Source organism: Micromonospora sp. NPDC047812, assembly GCF_040704175.1.
Classification (GTDB): Bacteria; Actinomycetota; Actinomycetes; order Mycobacteriales; family Micromonosporaceae; genus Micromonospora.
Genome location: NZ_JBEYRY010000013.1, coordinates 59,493 through 75,042, shown reverse-complemented (window position 1 = coordinate 75,042; position 15,550 = coordinate 59,493). Strand labels below are relative to the sequence as shown.

The 15,550-nt window shown below is 73.4% G+C and carries 14 protein-coding genes; 12 read left to right on the top strand and 2 right to left on the bottom strand.

The features are described 5' to 3' along the window. Window positions 1–65: 65 nt before the first annotated feature. On the top strand, window positions 66–1,244 hold the full coding sequence (aroC, locus tag AB0883_RS28290) for a chorismate synthase (protein WP_121395260.1): 1,179 nt from the start codon (window positions 66–68) through the stop codon (window positions 1,242–1,244). Between the two features lie 58 nt (window positions 1,245–1,302). Further along, a complete protein-coding gene (locus AB0883_RS28285; RefSeq protein WP_366644346.1) occupies window positions 1,303–1,806 on the top strand; it encodes a shikimate kinase in 504 nt (167 codons plus the stop codon). A 163-nt stretch (window positions 1,807–1,969) separates the two neighbouring features. Here AB0883_RS28285 and AB0883_RS28280 read toward each other — a convergent pair whose 3' ends face one another. Beyond that, entirely contained in the window at window positions 1,970–2,698 is a 729-nt protein-coding gene (locus AB0883_RS28280; protein ID WP_366644345.1) for an alpha/beta hydrolase, read from the bottom strand. Between the two features lie 81 nt (window positions 2,699–2,779). Between AB0883_RS28280 and AB0883_RS28275 the strand changes: the two genes are divergently transcribed. The 5 genes from AB0883_RS28275 to nusB all read left to right on the top strand — a co-directional run bounded on the left by AB0883_RS28275 (window position 2,780) and on the right by nusB (window position 7,275). Then, window positions 2,780–3,745, top strand: coding sequence for a YafY family protein (locus AB0883_RS28275; protein ID WP_366644344.1), 966 nt, complete (start codon window positions 2,780–2,782; stop codon window positions 3,743–3,745). 149 nt (window positions 3,746–3,894) lie between these two features. After that, complete coding sequence (gene aroB, locus AB0883_RS28270) at window positions 3,895–4,971, top strand: 3-dehydroquinate synthase (protein WP_366644343.1); 1,077 nt, start codon at window positions 3,895–3,897, stop codon at window positions 4,969–4,971. After that, complete coding sequence (gene aroQ, locus AB0883_RS28265; protein WP_366644342.1) at window positions 4,968–5,399, top strand: type II 3-dehydroquinate dehydratase; 432 nt, start codon at window positions 4,968–4,970, stop codon at window positions 5,397–5,399. Before aroB ends, aroQ begins: the two co-directional genes overlap by 4 nt. A gap of 884 nt (window positions 5,400–6,283) precedes the next feature. After that, window positions 6,284–6,841 (top strand): elongation factor P, encoded by a 558-nt coding sequence (gene efp, locus AB0883_RS28260; RefSeq protein WP_366644341.1) that lies wholly within the window; start codon window positions 6,284–6,286, stop codon window positions 6,839–6,841. Window positions 6,842–6,864: 23 nt separating this feature from the next. Further along, window positions 6,865–7,275 carry a transcription antitermination factor NusB gene (nusB, locus tag AB0883_RS28255; RefSeq protein WP_357872626.1) on the top strand — a complete coding sequence of 137 codons (411 nt, stop codon included), beginning with the start codon at window positions 6,865–6,867 and terminating at the stop codon, window positions 7,273–7,275. Between the two features lie 128 nt (window positions 7,276–7,403). On the opposite strand, the gene AB0883_RS28250 is transcribed toward nusB, so the two are convergent. Then, on the bottom strand, window positions 7,404–7,892 hold the full coding sequence (locus AB0883_RS28250; protein ID WP_013285505.1) for a helix-turn-helix domain-containing protein: 489 nt from the start codon (window positions 7,890–7,892) through the stop codon (window positions 7,404–7,406). Between the two features lie 284 nt (window positions 7,893–8,176). On the opposite strand from AB0883_RS28250, the gene pyrR reads away from it, so the two are divergent. From pyrR to carB, 5 genes are read left to right on the top strand one after another with little or no spacing between them, the layout of a single operon-like run. Then, window positions 8,177–8,761, top strand: a complete 585-nt coding sequence (gene pyrR, locus AB0883_RS28245; protein WP_366644340.1) for a bifunctional pyr operon transcriptional regulator/uracil phosphoribosyltransferase PyrR — start codon at window positions 8,177–8,179, stop codon at window positions 8,759–8,761. After that, entirely contained in the window at window positions 8,758–9,684 is a 927-nt protein-coding gene (locus AB0883_RS28240; protein ID WP_121395245.1) for an aspartate carbamoyltransferase catalytic subunit, read from the top strand. The genes pyrR and AB0883_RS28240 overlap by 4 nt, the downstream gene beginning before the upstream one ends. Next, entirely contained in the window at window positions 9,681–10,958 is a 1,278-nt protein-coding gene (locus tag AB0883_RS28235) for a dihydroorotase (RefSeq protein ID WP_366644339.1), read from the top strand. The genes AB0883_RS28240 and AB0883_RS28235 overlap by 4 nt, the downstream gene beginning before the upstream one ends. Before the next feature lie 58 nt (window positions 10,959–11,016). Then, on the top strand, window positions 11,017–12,180 hold the full coding sequence (gene carA, locus AB0883_RS28230; protein ID WP_366644338.1) for a glutamine-hydrolyzing carbamoyl-phosphate synthase small subunit: 1,164 nt from the start codon (window positions 11,017–11,019) through the stop codon (window positions 12,178–12,180). Then, on the top strand, window positions 12,173–15,544 hold the full coding sequence (carB, locus tag AB0883_RS28225) for a carbamoyl-phosphate synthase large subunit (RefSeq protein ID WP_366644337.1): 3,372 nt from the start codon (window positions 12,173–12,175) through the stop codon (window positions 15,542–15,544). The genes carA and carB overlap by 8 nt, the downstream gene beginning before the upstream one ends. The last annotated feature ends 6 nt before the right edge of the window (window positions 15,545–15,550 follow it).

Here is a 15,550-nt window from a genome sequence, read left to right as displayed (position 1 = left end):
TCCGCAGGGCGGGACGCGGCGGGCACCGCACGGCGGCGGGCACCGGGCGTGACAGACTGACCGCTGTGTTGCGCTGGTTGACTGCAGGGGAATCGCACGGTCCCGCCCTCGTCGCGATGCTGGAGGGCGTGCCCGCCGGCGTCGAGGTGACCACCGGGGAGATCGCCGGTGAGCTGGCCCGGCGGCGGCTCGGCTACGGCCGGGGCGCGCGGATGTCGTTCGAGCAGGACGAGGTCGAGATCATCGGCGGGCTCCGGCACGGGGTGACGCTCGGCAGCCCGGTCGCGATCCGTGTCGGCAACTCCGAGTGGCCCAAGTGGCGCACGGTCATGGCGGCCGACCCCGTCGACGCGGAGGAGCTCGCCAGCCAGGCCCGCAACGCGCCGCTGACCCGCCCCCGTCCGGGCCACGCCGACCTGGCCGGCATGCAGAAGTACGGCCACACCGACGCCCGGCCGATCCTGGAACGGGCCAGCGCGCGGGAGACCGCCGCCCGCGTCGCCGTCGGCACGGTCGCCAAGGCGCTGGTCCGGCAGGCCCTCGGCATCGAGATCGTCTCGCACGTGGTGGAGCTGGGCCCCGTCGCCGCCAAGCCGGGGCTGCGCCCCACGCCCGCCGACGCCGCCCGCATCGACGCCGACCCGCTGCGCTGCCTCGACCCGGAGGCCAGCGCCCGGATGGTCGCCGAGGTCGACGCCGCGAAGAAGGCCGCCGACACCCTGGGTGGCGTGGTCGAGGTGCTGGCGTACGGGGTGCCGCCGGGCCTTGGCAGCCACGTGCAGTGGGACCGCAAGCTCGACGCCCGGCTCGCGACCGCCCTCATGTCGATCCAGGCCATCAAGGGCGTGGAGATCGGCGACGGCTGGCAGCAGGCGCGCTCCCGTGGCTCCGAGGCGCACGACGAGATCATCCCCACCGCCACCGGCGTACGCCGGGTCACCGACCGGGCCGGCGGGCTGGAGGGCGGCATCACCACCGGCGAGCCGCTGCGGGTGAAGGCCGCGATGAAGCCGATCTCGTCGCTGAACCGGGCCCTGGCCACGGTGGACGTCACCACCGGCGAGCCGGCCACCGCGATCAACCAGCGCTCGGACGTCTGCGCCGTACCGGCCGCCGCCGTCGTGGCCGAGGCGATGGTGGCGCTGGTGCTCGCGGAGGCCGCCACCGAGAAGTTCGGCGGCGACTCGGTCGCCGAGATCCGCCGCAACCTGGCCGGTTACCTCGACGCGCTGGTGATCCGGTGAGCGCGGGGCGCGCGGCGGGTCGACGGGCGGGGCGCCCAGCCGGCCGGCGGTGCCGCTGATGGCGCCGGTCTGCGTGCTGGTCGGGGCGCCCGGCTCCGGCAAGACCACGGTCGGGCTGGCGTTGGCGGAGCTGCTCGGCGTGGAGTTCCGCGACACCGACCTGGACATCGTCCGGCTGGCCGGCAAGCCCATCCCCGAGATCTTCATCGACGAGGGCGAGGACCACTTCCGTACCCTCGAACGGGCGGCGGTGGCGGCGGGGCTGGCCTCGTGCGAGGGCGTGCTCGCCCTCGGCGGCGGCGCGGTCCTCGCCGAGGAGAACCGCGCGGCCCTGGTCGGGCACCCCGTGGTCCACCTCTCCGTCGAGCTGTCCGACGCGGTGAAGCGGGTCGGGCTCGGCATGGGCCGCCCGCTGCTGGCGTTCAACCCCCGGGCGACGCTGAAGTACCTGCTGGACCAGCGCCGCCCGCTCTACGCCGAGGTGGCCACCGCGACGGTCGTCACCGACGGGCGGTCCCCGGCGGAGATCGCCGCCGAGATCGCCGCGCTCCTCAAGCGCTGAGGCGCTGCGCTCCTCAAGCGCTGAGCCGCCGCGCTCCTCAAGCGCGGCGCCGCGCTTGCGCCACGGCGCCGCGCTTCCGCCGCGGCGATGGACCGGCGTACGTGCCCGGTCGGTCCGGCCGCCCGCATCCCGCATGCCCGCAGGTGGCGGGCGCCGGTGGCCGTCAGTCGCGGGCGATGCGGTCGAGCACGTCGGCCAGGCCCGCCGGCTCGCTGAGCATCGGCCAGTGCCCGGTGGGCAGCGCGTGCAACTGGCCGCCGGCCAGCCCGGCGAAGAACGGGTGGCCCTGCGCGATCATGCCCTCCACCACGTCGAGCGGGAAGGTGCTGGCGACCAGGGCCGTCGGCACCGCGCGCCCGCCGGTGCGGCGCACCGGGTCGGTGGCGGCGCGCAGCGGGTGGGCGGTGGCGCGCCGGCGCAGCAGCGCGAGCGCGGCGGAATCCAGCCCGGCCAGGTTCTCCGGGTCCTCCGCCGGATCGAACGCGGGCGGCGGCAGCAGGTGCCCGTCGCCGATCTCGGCGCGCAGCCGCTTCTGCTCCTCCGGCGGGTTGCTGTCGAACTGCGACATGCCGTCCGGCATCGGCCCGCTCTCCACGTAGACCACCCGGGCGATCCGTTCCGGGACGCGGTCCGCCGCCTGGATCACCGGCAGCCCGCCGCCGGAGTGCCCGACCAGCACCACGTCGTGCAGGTCCTCCACCTCGATCAACCGGACGATGTCGGTGGTGTGCGTCTCCAGGCCCACCTCCGGGCCGGCGAGGTGGGCGCGCTCGGCCACCCCGGTCAGCGTCACCGGGTGGACCTCGTGACCCCGCCCGCGCAGCGCGAGGGTCACCTCACGCCACGCCCAACCGCCCAGCCAGAAACCCGGAACCAGCACGAACGTCGCCATCCGCGACCTCCCTCTCTCGTCGTCGGGGACCACCGTACGATCGAATCCGGACGCTTTCCGCCCGCTTTCGAGGAGTGGCCTGTGGCACACCCCGCCGCCCGGGTGCTCGGCATGCTCGAACTGCTCCAGAGCCATCACCGGCTCACCGGGGCGGAACTGGCCCGCCGGCTGGGGGTGGACGGGCGCACGGTGCGCCGCTACGCCGCGACCCTGGCGGAGCTGGGCGTCCCGGTGACCGCCGAGCGGGGCCGCCACGGCGGCTACCGGCTGCGCCCCGGCTACAAGCTGCCGCCGCTGATGCTCACCGACGACGAGGCCGTCGCCGTGCTGCTCGGTCTGGTCGCCGCCGAGCGGCTCGGGCTGGGCACCGAGGAGCCCGCGACCGCGACCGCGCTGGCGAAGATCCGTCGGGTGCTGCCGCCCACGCTCGGTGACCGCCTCGCCGCGGTGCAGGAGCACCTCGACTTCACCCTGCGCCGGTCGGTCCCGCAGGCCCGGCCGGCGACCGCGACGCTGCTCACCCTCGCCGACGCGGCCCGGCACCGGCGCCGGGTACGGCTGGACCACCGCTCCTTCTCCGGCGCGGCGACCCGCCGCGAACTCGACCCGTACGGCCTGGTCTTCCACGCCGGCCGGTGGTACGTCACCGGTCACGACCACCTGCGTGGGGAGGTACGCACGTTCCGGCTGGACCGGATCGGGGAGGTGGAGCCGGGGGAGGGGACCTTCACCGTCCCCGACGGCTTCGACCCGGTGGCCCGGGTGACCCGCGCGCTGGCCCGCGTGCCGTACGCCCACGACGTCGAGGTGCTGCTGGAGACCGACCTGGCCGCCGCCCGACGCCGCCTCCCGCCCAGCGTGGCCGAGCTGAGCGCGACCGCCGACGGCGTGCTGCTGCGCGCCCGCGCGGAGAACCTGGGCGGGATGGCCCAGCTGCTCGCCGGGCTGGGCTGCCCGTTCACCGTGCTGCGTCCCGACGCCCTGCGCGACGAGGTCGCCGGGCACGCCCGCCGGTTGGCCGCCTGGGCCGTACGGGTGCCCGGGTGAACCCTCCGCCGACGTGACCGGCCCGTGCCGCCTCGGCGGGCCACGCGGACGACGCGGGCGACCGCAAGGACGGCGGGCCGGCGCGAGCGGATGGCCACGAAGTGGACAGTTCCCGCCCGGGACCGGGCGGCTGGACTAGGCTGCCGGCGATGGACGAGGTGACCCGGATCCCGGTCGGCGGCGAGCGCCCGTACGACGTGCTGGTGGGACGCGACCTGCTCGACGCGCTGCCCGGGCTGCTGCCGGACGCGACCCGGGTGGCGGTGCTGCACGCGCACCCGCTCAGGGAGTTGGCCGACGCGGTCGGCGGACGGCTGCGCACCGCCGGCGTCGCACCGCTGCTGATCGAGGTGCCGGACGCCGAGGCGGGCAAGCGCATCGACGTCGCGGCGACCTGCTGGGACCGGTTGGGCGAGGCGGGTTTCACCCGTACCGACGCGGTGGTGGGCGTCGGCGGCGGCGCGGTGACCGACCTGGCCGGCTTCGTCGCGGCCTGCTGGCTGCGCGGGGTGCGCTGGGTGCCGGTGGCGACCTCGCTGCTGGGCATGGTCGACGCGGCGGTGGGCGGCAAGACCGGGATCAACACCGCCGCCGGCAAGAACCTGGTCGGGGCGTTCCATCCGCCGGTCGGCGTCCTCGCCGACCTGGCGACGCTGGACAGCCTCCCGCAGGCCGACCTCGCGGCCGGCCTGGCCGAGGTGGTCAAGTGCGGCTTCATCGCCGACCCGGTGATCCTGGACCTGGTGGAGCGGGACCGGGCGGCGGTCACCGACCCGACCGGCCCGGTGACCCGCGAGCTGATCGAGCGGGCGATCCGGGTGAAGTCCGACGTGGTCTCGGGCGACCTGCGCGAGTCGGGCGTGCGGGAGGTGCTCAACTACGGCCACACCCTGGCCCACGCCATCGAGAAGGCGGAGGGCTACCGCTGGCGGCACGGTCACGCGGTGTCGGTCGGGGTCGTCTACGCCGGTGAGTTGGCCCGGCTGGCCGGGCGACTGGACGCCCCCACCGCCGAGCGGCACCGCACGGCCATGGCGGCGCTCGGCCTGCCCACCAGCTATCCCGCCCAGGCCTGGCCCGGACTGCTCGCCGCGATGCGGGTGGACAAGAAGACCCGGGGCAGCCAGCTGCGTTTCGTCGTGCTGGACGGGCTGGCCCGGCCGGCGATCCTCGAGGGCCCGGACGACGAGCTGCTGGAGGCGGCCTACCGCGAGGTGGCGGCGTGAAGGTCCACGTGCTGAACGGCCCGAACCTGGGCCGGCTCGGCACCCGACAGCCGGACGTCTACGGGGCGACCAGCTACGCGGACCTGGTGACGCTCTGCGAGTCGACCGGGCGGGAACTCGGCCTCGACGTGACGGTGCGGCAGACCGACGCCGAGCACGAGCTGCTGGGCTGGCTGCACGCCGCCGCCGACGAGGGCGCCGCCGTGGTCCTCAACCCCGCGGCGTGGTCGCACTACTCCTACGCGGTCCGGGACGCCTGCGCCATGCTGCGCGGGCCGCTGGTCGAGGTGCACATCTCCAACATCCACGCCCGCGAGGAGTTCCGGCACCACTCCGTGGTGTCGGCGGTGGCGACCGGGGTGATCTGCGGCCTCGGCATCGACGGCTACCGCCTGGCTCTGCACCATCTGGCCGCACTCAGCCGCTGAGGCCGTCACCCCGCCACCAACCCCGCTATCCTGTCCCGCTGCCCGCTGCCCGCTGCCCGCTGCCCGCTGCCCGCTGCCCGCTGCCCGCTGCCCGCCGCCCGCCGCCCGCGCGTGAGTCGGCGAGATGCGTGCCGACGCTGCGCTTCGGTCGCCGTCACAATGAGTAACCTATCCCTTCGTTGCTGTGAGTCACCTTCCGCGCAACGGACGCTCGCTGCCCTCCGGACGCTTTGCTCTGCATCCGGATTCGCACCAGCGTGCTGAGCTGCGATTTCTTGTCGGCGACGAGCCGTGGTCGAGGACGAGAGGGTGACCATGCGTAACTGTTGCGTCCGCAGGTGCAGAGCAAAGGGGGGCGCAGGAAGCTCCCGCCGGGGAGGCCTCGGATTACGGAGGGTGACATGTTGGCACCTTGCTGCCGGCAATCCCGCGACGTGGCGGGGTCGGCGGCGGGGCGACGTGGCTGGGGCCGGCGGGGCGACGTGGCGGGACCGGTGGGCGACGTGGGCTGGGGCCGGCGGGGCGCGTGGGCTGGGGCCGGCGGGGCGCGTGGGCTGGGGCCGATGGGGCGACGTGGGCTGGGGCCGGTGAGGCGACGTGGCCGGGACCGGCGAGAGCACCCGGAGCCGCGGCGGAGAGCGGTGGGAGGTGGTGGTAAGTGTCACGGGCGGTAGGAGGGTGCCGGAAAGGTCGCGGGCGGCCGGCGGGAGGTGCCGGAAAGCGCTGCGGGCGGGCGGCGGGATTGTGGCGGAAAGCGCCGCTGGTGGGCGGCGGGAGTGCGGCGGGACCGCGGCGGGAGGGTGGCGGGCAGCGGCGGGCAGCGGCGTTCGGCGCAACTAGTAGACTTGCCAGGTCTGTCCGCCAATTGATGATCAAGGCAGGAAATGGCCACCACCAACGACCTGAAGAACGGCCTGGTACTCAACCTCGACGGAGAACTCTGGGCCGTCGTCGAGTTCCAGCACGTCAAGCCCGGTAAGGGTGGTGCGTTCGTGCGTACCACCCTGAAGAACGTGCTGTCCGGCAAGGTGGTCGACAAGACCTTCAACGCGGGCACCAAGGTCGAGACCGCGACCGTGGACAAGCGCACCATGCAGTATCTGTACGCCGACGGCGAGGACTACGTCTTCATGGATCTGGAGACGTTCGACCAGATCAACGTGCCGGGCGCCACCGTCGGCGAGGCGGCGAACTACCTGCTGCCCGAGGCCGAGGCGACCGTGGCCACCCACGAGGGTGTCCCGCTCTACATCGAGCTTCCGACCAGCGTCGTGCTGGAGATCACCTACACCGAGCCGGGCCTGCAGGGCGACCGGTCGACCGGCGGCAACAAGCCGGCCACCGTCGAGACCGGCGCGACGGTCCAGGTGCCGCTCTTCATCACCACCGGCGAGAAGATCAAGGTCGACACCCGCGACGGCCGTTACCTCGGCCGCGCCTGATGGCCGAGGGTCCCAAGCAGCAGATGCCTGCGCGTCGCAAGGCGCGCAAGCGGGCGCTGGACGTGCTCTTCGAGGCCGACCTGCGGAACCGTCCGCCGGTCGAGGTGCTCGCCGGCTACATCGAGCGGATCGAGAAGCCCCGGCCCGAGCACCTGGGATACGCGGTGAGCCTCGTCGAGGGGGTCGCCGCCCACCTCGACCGGATCGACGAGGTGATCGCCAGCTACGCCGAGGGGTGGACGCTGGACCGGATGCCGGCGGTCGACCGCAACCTCGCCCGCATCGCGGTCTACGAGCTGCTCTACGTCGACGAGATCGACGACGCGGTGGCCATCAGCGAGGCCGTCGAGCTGGCCCGGCAGATGTCGACCGACGACTCGCCGCGCTTCCTCAACGGCATCCTCGGCCGCATCGCCGAGTACGCCACCCGCTGACGCGGCGCACGTCACAGCCGACGTGCGTCACACCCGGCGGGTGACGGCGGGCGGGGACGCGACACGAACGACCGTACGACGACGAGAAGGGCCCGTGCCGTCCGGCACGGGCCCTTCTCGCGGTCGGGTCAGCTGGCGAAGAACGCCCGCGGGTCGGCCACCAGCACGCCGTGCTCGGTGAGCCGCTCGATCAGGCCGGACGGCGAGGCGTCGTACACGATCGCGAGCGCGCGCAGGTCGTCGGCGCGGATGGAGAGCACGCGGCCGTTGTAGTCACCGCGCTGCTGCTGGATGGCCCGCGCGTACCGGGCGACGTAGGCCAGGTCCTCGGAGGCCTCGTCGTACAGCCGCTCCAGGTCGAGGACGATCTTGCTGGTGGGCTCGTGGCGAACCCCGCTGCCGTCGGGCAGCAGCTCGGAGACGGGAACGCGGTAGAAGTCGGCCAGCTCGGCCAGGCGCGACACCGTGACGGCGCGGTCGCCGCGCTCGTAGGAGCCGACCACCACCGCCTTCCACCGCCCGTTCGACTTCTCCTCCACACCCTGCAGGGACAGGCCCTGCTGCTGGCGGATGGAGCGCAGGCGGGCGCCCAGAGACTTGGCGTATTCAGAGGGCATTAAACACTCCCAGTGCTGCTCGGGGTTCTCCCAGCGATCGCTACGGAGCGTGACGGTACGGGGATTGGCACAACTGGTCAAGTGGTCGTGACCTTACCGTTGGGATCACCGGGGGAGTTGTCCCCATTTCGCCGGGCTGACCAGGGGGTCAGTGGCCGGCGGCGGTCAGTGCGGTGACCACTGGTAACGTGGCGGGAAGCCCCGGTCCGGGCCGCTCGCGTCCCGGCACCGGCATCCGACGTCCTTTAACGACCCGTCCCGTGAGGCGGGGAAGGAGGTCCGCCGTGGCCTACCCACCTGCTGTCCAGTCGCCGCCGCCGCGACAACCCTCGGTGAAGGTGATCCTCGCCAGCGCCGACGTCCAGCGCGTGGTCGACCGCATCGCCCACCAGATCCTGGAGAAGACCCAGGGCGCCGAGAACACGGTGCTGCTGGGGATCCCCACCCGGGGCGCCCCCCTCGCGAGGCGGCTCGCCGCCCGGATCAGCACCTTCGAGGACGTGACCGTCCCGGTGGGCGTGCTCGACATCACCCTCTACCGCGACGACCTGCGCCGGCACGCCACCCGCGCGGTCGGGCCGACCCAGGTGCCGCCCGGCGGCATCGACGGCAAGCGGGTCGTGCTCGTCGACGACGTGCTCTTCTCCGGCCGCACGGTGCGGGCCGCGCTCGACGCGCTCAACGACGTCGGCCGGCCGGCGTCCGTCCAGCTCGCCGTCCTGGTCGACCGCGGCCACCGCGAGCTGCCGATCCGCGCCGACTACGTCGGCAAGAACATCCCGACGTCCCTCGCGGAGAGCGTGAAGGTCACCCTCGCGGAGACCGACGGCACCGACGAGGTCAGGTTGTACGGGGGTGCCCCCTCATGATCCGGCACCTGCTCTCGGGCGCCGACCTGGACGCCGCCACCGCCACCGAGATCCTGGACACGGCCGCCGAGATGGCCACCGTCGCCGGCCGGGAGGTCAAGAAGCTGCCCGCGCTGCGCGGGCGCACCGTGGTGAACCTCTTCTACGAGGACTCCACCCGGACCCGGATCTCCTTCGAGGCGGCGGCGAAGCGGCTCAGCGCCGATGTGATCAACTTTTCGGCCAAGGGCTCCAGCGTGACCAAGGGTGAGAGCCTGAAGGACACCGCGCTGACCCTGCAGGCGATGGGGGCCGACGCCGTGGTCGTCCGGCACCCCGCCTCCGGCGCCCCGCACCGGCTCGCCGACTGGGTCGACGGGTCGGTGGTCAACGCCGGCGACGGCACCCACGAGCACCCGACCCAGGCGCTGCTCGACGCGTACACGATGCGCTCCCGGCTGGGGCGGCTGGCCGGCCTGTCGGTCGCGGTGGTCGGGGACGTCCTGCACAGCCGGGTGGCCCGCTCCAACGTCCTGCTGCTGTCCACGCTCGGCGCCAAGGTGACCCTGGTCGGGCCGCCGACGCTGATCCCCGTCCACATCGCGCAGGCCCTCGCGCCCGGCACCGACGTCTCCTACGACCTCGACGCGGTGCTGCCGCAGTCGGACGTGGTGATGATGCTGCGGGTGCAGCGTGAGCGGATGAACGCCTCCTACTTCCCGTCCGCCCGCGAGTACGCCCGCCGCTACGGCCTGGACGGCCCGCGGATGCGCCGGCTGCCCGAGCACGCGATCGTCATGCACCCCGGACCGATGAACCGGGGGATGGAGATCACGCCCGAGGTCGCCGACTCGCCCCGCTCCACCATCGTCGAACAGGTCGCCAACGGGGTCTCCGTGCGGATGGCCGTCCTCTACCTGCTGCTCGGGGGGAACAACCGGTGAGCTCGTACCTGATCTCCAACGTCAGCGTCGTCGGCGCCGCGCCGACCGACGTGCTGATCCGCGACGGCGTGGTCGCGGCCGTCGGCGCCGGACTGGACGCGCCGGAGGCGACCGTCGTCGACGGCACCGGGCTGGTCGCCCTGCCCGGCCTGGTCGACCTGCACACCCACCTGCGCGAGCCCGGCCGGGAGGACGCCGAGACCGTCGAGTCCGGGTCCCGGGCGGCGGCGCTCGGCGGCTACACCGCGGTCTGCGCGATGGCCAACACCTCGCCGGTGGCCGACACCGCCGGCGTGGTCGAGCAGGTCTGGCGGCTGGGCCGGGAGGCCGGGCTGGTGGACGTGCAGCCGATCGGGGCGGTCACCGTCGGCCTGGCCGGCGAGCACCTCGCCGAGCTGGGCGCGATGGCCGACTCGGCGGCCCGGGTGCGGATCTTCTCCGACGACGGGCACTGCGTCGCCGACCCGAGGCTGATGCGCCGGGCGCTGGAGTACGTGAAGGCGTTCGACGGGATCATCGCCCAGCACGCCGAGGAGCCCCGGCTCACCGAGGGCGCGCAGATGCACGAGGGTGAGGTCTCGACCCGGCTCGGCCTGACCGGCTGGCCGGCGGTCGCCGAGGAGGCGATCATCGCCCGCGACGTGCTGCTCGCCGAGCACGTCGGCAGCCGCCTGCACGTGTGCCACGTCTCCACCGCCGGCAGCGTGGAGGTGCTGCGCCAGGCCAAGGCCCGGGGCGTCCGGGTCACCGCCGAGGTCACCCCGCACCACCTGCTGCTCACCGACTCCCGGGCCGAGACCTACGACCCGGTCTACAAGGTCAACCCGCCGCTGCGCACCGCGGCCGACATCGCCGCGCTGCGGGCGGCCCTGGTCGAGGGCGTGATCGACGTCGTCGCCACCGACCACGCCCCGCACGCGGTGGAGGACAAGGAGTGCGAGTGGGCGTACGCCCGGCCGGGCATGCTCGGCCTGGAGACGGCGCTGTCGATCGCCCTCGACGTGCTCGGCCCGCAGTGGGACCTGATCGCCGAGCGGATGTCGCGCACCCCGGCCCGCATCGCCGGGCTGGAGGGGCAGGGCCTCGACCCGGCACCCGGCGTGCCGGCGAACCTGACCCTGGTCGACCCCGCCGCCCGCCGCACCATCGAGCCGGCGGAGCTGGCCAGCCGTAGCCGCAACACCCCGTACGCCCGCATGACGCTACCGGGTCGCATCGTGGCGACCTTCCTGCGCGGCGAGCCGACGGTCCTGGACGGAAAGGCCCTCAAGTGATCCGAGCGAGGAGTGCAGCGCAGCGGAGCCCCGCAGTCCGGATCGAAGGAGACGCAGCATGACCCGCAGACAATCGGCGATCCTCGTCCTGGAGGACGGGCGGACGTTCCACGGCGAGGCGTACGGCAGCGTCGGGGAGACCTTCGGCGAGGCGGTCTTCAACACCGGCATGACCGGCTACCAGGAGACGCTGACGGACCCGTCCTACCACCGTCAAGTGGTGGTGCAGACCGCCCCGCACATCGGCAACACCGGCGTCAACGGCGAGGACGACGAGTCGGCCCGCATCTGGGTCGCGGGCTACGTGGTCCGCGACCCGGCCCGCATCGACTCCAACTGGCGGGCCACCGGCGGGCTGGAGGAGCGGCTGGCCGCCGAGGGCGTCGTCGGCATCAGCGGCGTCGACACCCGGGCGCTGACCCGGCACCTGCGCGAGCGCGGCGCCATGCGGGTCGGCATCTCCAGCGTCGAGACCGACCCCCGGGCGCTGCTGGCCCGGGTGCGGCAGGCCCCGGAGATGGTCGGCGCGGACCTGTCCGCCGAGGTCACCACGGCCAAGCCGTACGTGGTGGCGGCCTCCGGCGAGCACCGGTTCACGGTCGCGGCGCTGGACCTGGGCATCAAGCGCAACGTCCCGCGCCGGCTCGCCGCCCGCGGGGTCACCACGCACGTGCTCCCGGCCGGCTCCACCATCGACGACCTGCTCGCCACCGGCGCGGACGCGGTCTTCTTCTCGCCCGGCCCGGGCGACCCGGCCACCGCCGACGGGCCGGTGGCCCTGGCGCGGGAGGTGCTGCGCCGCAGGGTGCCGCTGTTCGGCATCTGCTTCGGCAGCCAGATCCTCGGCCGGGCGCTGGGCTTCGGCACCTACAAGCTCGGCTACGGCCACCGGGGGATCAACCAGCCGGTGCTCGACCGGGTCACCGGCAAGGTCGAGGTGACCAGCCACAACCACGGCTTCGCGGTCGAGGTCCCCGGCGCGGGCCACGGCGCGGTCGTACCCGACCAGGTGATCGAGACCGAGTTCGGTGGCGTCCAGGTCAGTCACGTCTGCCTCAATGACAACGTGGTCGAGGGGCTGCGGGCGAAGGACGTGCCCGCCTTCACCGTCCAGTACCACCCGGAGGCGGCGGCCGGTCCGCACGACGCGGACTACCTCTTCGACCGCTTCGCCGAGCTCATCGAGGGCCGGACCCAGAGCGAGGGGCGCACACATGCCTAAGCGGACCGATCTGAAGCACATCCTGGTGATCGGCTCCGGGCCGATCGTGATCGGGCAGGCCTGCGAGTTCGACTACTCCGGCACCCAGGCCTGCCGGGTGCTGCGCAGCGAGGGGATCCGGGTCAGCCTGGTCAACTCGAACCCGGCGACGATCATGACGGACCCCGAGTTCGCCGACGCCACGTACGTCGAGCCGATCACCCCGGAGTTCGTCGAGCTGGTGATCGCCAAGGAGCGTCCCGACGCGATCCTGCCCACCCTCGGCGGGCAGACCGCGCTGAACACGGCCGTCGCCCTGCACGAGGCGGGCGTGCTGGAGAAGTACGGCGTGGAGCTGATCGGCGCCAACATCGAGGCGATCAACCGCGGCGAGGACCGGCAGCTGTTCAAGGACATCGTCGCCAAGGCCGGCGTACGCCTGGGCATCGACGACCCGACCGGCCTGGTGCCCCGCTCCCGGGTCTGCCACTCGATGGCGGAGGTCGAGGCCACGGTCGCCGAGCTGGGCCTGCCGGTGGTGATCCGGCCGTCGTTCACCATGGGCGGCCTCGGCTCCGGCATGGCGCACACCCCGGAGGACCTGGCCCGCATCGCCGGTGACGGGCTGGCCGCCAGCCCGGTGCACGAGGTGCTCATCGAGGAGAGCGTGCTCGGCTGGAAGGAGTACGAGCTCGAACTGATGCGCGACCGGCACGACAACGTCGTGGTGGTCTGCTCGATCGAGAACGTCGACCCGATGGGCGTGCACACCGGCGACAGCGTCACCGTCGCCCCGGCCATGACGCTCACCGACCGCGAGTACCAGCGGCTGCGCGACCTCGGCATCGCGGTGCTGCGCGAGGTCGGGGTGGACACCGGCGGCTGCAACATCCAGTTCGCCGTCAACCCGGCCGACGGCCGGATCGTGGTGATCGAGATGAACCCCCGGGTGTCCCGGTCGTCGGCGCTGGCCTCCAAGGCCACCGGCTTCCCGATCGCGAAGATCGCCGCGAAGCTGGCCATCGGCTACACCCTCGACGAGATCCCCAACGACATCACCCTGAAGACCCCGGCGGCCTTCGAGCCGACCCTGGACTACGTGGTGGTGAAGATCCCCCGGTTCGCGTTCGAGAAGTTCCCGGGCGCCGACCCGGAGCTGACCACCACCATGAAGTCCGTCGGCGAGGCGATGAGCCTGGGCCGCAACTTCAGCGAGGCGCTGAACAAGGCGATGCGGTCGCTGGAGACGAAGGCGGGCGGCTTCTGGACGCTGCCCGACCCGGCCGGCGCGACGAGGGAGAACACCCTCGACGCGCTGCGGATGCCGCACGACGGCCGGCTCTACACCGTCGAGCGGGCGCTGCGCCTCGGCGCGTCGATCGCCGAGGTCACCGCCGCGTCCGGCGGCATCGACCCCTGGTTCCTGGACCAGATCGCCGCCCTCGTCGAGCTGCGCGCCGAGATCGTGGACGCCCCGGTGCTCGACGGCGAGCTGCTGCGCCGGGCCAAGCGGGCCGGCCTGTCGGACCGGCAGCTGGCCGCGCTGCGCCCGGAGCTGGCCGCCGAGGACGGCGTACGGACGCTGCGGCACCGCCTCGACGTCCGCCCGGTCTACAAGACGGTGGACACCTGCGCCGCCGAGTTCGAGGCGACCACGCCCTACCACTACTCGACGTACGACCAGGAGACGGAGGTCGTGCCGTCGGCCCGGCCGAAGGTGATGATCCTGGGTTCCGGGCCGAACCGGATCGGTCAGGGCATCGAGTTCGACTACTCGTGCGTGCACGCGGTACAGGCGCTGCGGAGCGCGCCGCTCGGCGGGGCGGCGGGCTCCGGCTACGAGACCGTGATGGTCAACTGCAACCCGGAGACCGTCTCCACCGACTACGACACCGCCGACCGGCTCTACTTCGAGCCGCTCACCTTCGAGGACGTGCTGGAGGTCTGGCACGCCGAGGACTCGTCCGGCAGGGCGGCCGGCGGGCCGGGTGTGGTCGGGGTGATCGTCCAGCTCGGCGGGCAGACCCCGCTGGGCCTGGCGCAGCGGCTGAAGGACGCGGGCGTGCCGGTCGTCGGCACCTCCCCGGAGTCGATCCACCTGGCCGAGGAGCGGGGCGCGTTCGGGGCGGTGCTGGCCCGGGCCGGGCTGCGCGCGCCGGCGCACGGCATGGCCACCTCGTACGACGAGGCGAAGGCGATCGCCGACGAGATCGGCTACCCGGTGCTGGTCCGACCGTCGTACGTGCTGGGCGGGCGGGGCATGGAGATCGTCTACGACGACGCCACGCTGCGTGACTACATCGGGCGGGCCACCGAGATCTCGCCGGACCACCCGGTGCTGGTGGACCGCTTCCTCGACGACGCCATCGAGATCGACGTGGACGCGCTCTGCGACGCCGACGGCGAGGTCTACCTCGGCGGGGTGATGGAGCACATCGAGGAGGCCGGCATCCACTCCGGCGACTCGTCCTGCGCGCTGCCGCCGATCACCCTGGCGGGCTCGCACGTGGCCCAGGTGCGCCGCTACACCGAGGCGATCGCCCGGGGCGTGGGCGTGCGGGGCCTGCTCAACGTGCAGTACGCGCTGAAGGACGACATGCTCTACGTGCTGGAGGCGAACCCCCGCGCGTCCCGGACGGTGCCCTTCGTCTCGAAGGCGACGGCGGTGCCGCTGGCGAAGGCGGCGGCCCGGATCGCGCTGGGCGCCACCATCGCCGAGCTGCGCGCCGAGGGGCTGCTCCCGGCGACCGGGGACGGCGGCTCGCTGCCGGCCGGAGCCCCGATCGCGGTCAAGGAGGCGGTGCTGCCGTTCAAGCGGTTCCGCACCCCCACCGGCAAGGGCGTGGACTCGCTGCTCGGCCCGGAGATGAAGTCCACGGGCGAGGTGATGGGCATCGACACCGCCTTCGGGCACGCCTTCGCCAAGTCGCAGTCGGCCGCGTACGGCTCGCTGCCGACCGCCGGGAAGATCTTCGTCTCGGTCGCCAACCGGGACAAGCGCGGCATGATCTTCCCGATCAAGCGCCTGGCGGACCTGGGGTTCGAGATCGTCGCCACCACGGGCACGGCGGAGGTGCTGCGCCGGCACGGCATCGCCTGCGAGCAGATCCGTAAGCACTACGAGTCCGGCGGGGGCGAGGACGCGGTGTCGCTGATCCTCGGCGGCGACGTGGCGCTGGTGATCAACACTCCGCAGGGCTCGGGCGCGAGCGCCCGCTCGGACGGCTACGAGATCCGCAGCGCCGCCGTCACGGCGGACATCCCGTGCATCACCACGGTGCCGGGCGCGGCGGCGGCGGTGATGGGCATCGAGGCGCGGATCCGGGGCGACATGCAGGTCCGTCCGCTCCAGGAGCTGCACGCCGCCCTGCGGGCCGCCGAGTGACCGCCC

Excerpts from the sequence above, each read along its gene's own strand:
- AB0883_RS28285 (WP_366644346.1), top strand. The coding sequence starts at position 1,303 with ATGGCGCCGGTCTGCGTGCTGGTCGGGGCGCCCGGCTCCGGCAAGACC.
- AB0883_RS28280 (WP_366644345.1), bottom strand. The coding sequence starts at position 2,698 with ATGGCGACGTTCGTGCTGGTTCCGGGTTTCTGGCTGGGCGGTTGGGCG.
- aroB (WP_366644343.1), top strand. The coding sequence starts at position 3,895 with ATGGACGAGGTGACCCGGATCCCGGTCGGCGGCGAGCGCCCGTACGAC.
- efp (WP_366644341.1), top strand. The coding sequence starts at position 6,284 with ATGGCCACCACCAACGACCTGAAGAACGGCCTGGTACTCAACCTCGAC.
- nusB (WP_357872626.1), top strand. The coding sequence starts at position 6,865 with ATGCCTGCGCGTCGCAAGGCGCGCAAGCGGGCGCTGGACGTGCTCTTC.
- AB0883_RS28250 (WP_013285505.1), bottom strand. The coding sequence starts at position 7,892 with ATGCCCTCTGAATACGCCAAGTCTCTGGGCGCCCGCCTGCGCTCCATC.
- AB0883_RS28240 (WP_121395245.1), top strand. The coding sequence starts at position 8,758 with ATGATCCGGCACCTGCTCTCGGGCGCCGACCTGGACGCCGCCACCGCC.
- carA (WP_366644338.1), top strand. The coding sequence starts at position 11,017 with ATGACCCGCAGACAATCGGCGATCCTCGTCCTGGAGGACGGGCGGACG.
- carB (WP_366644337.1), top strand. The coding sequence starts at position 12,173 with ATGCCTAAGCGGACCGATCTGAAGCACATCCTGGTGATCGGCTCCGGG.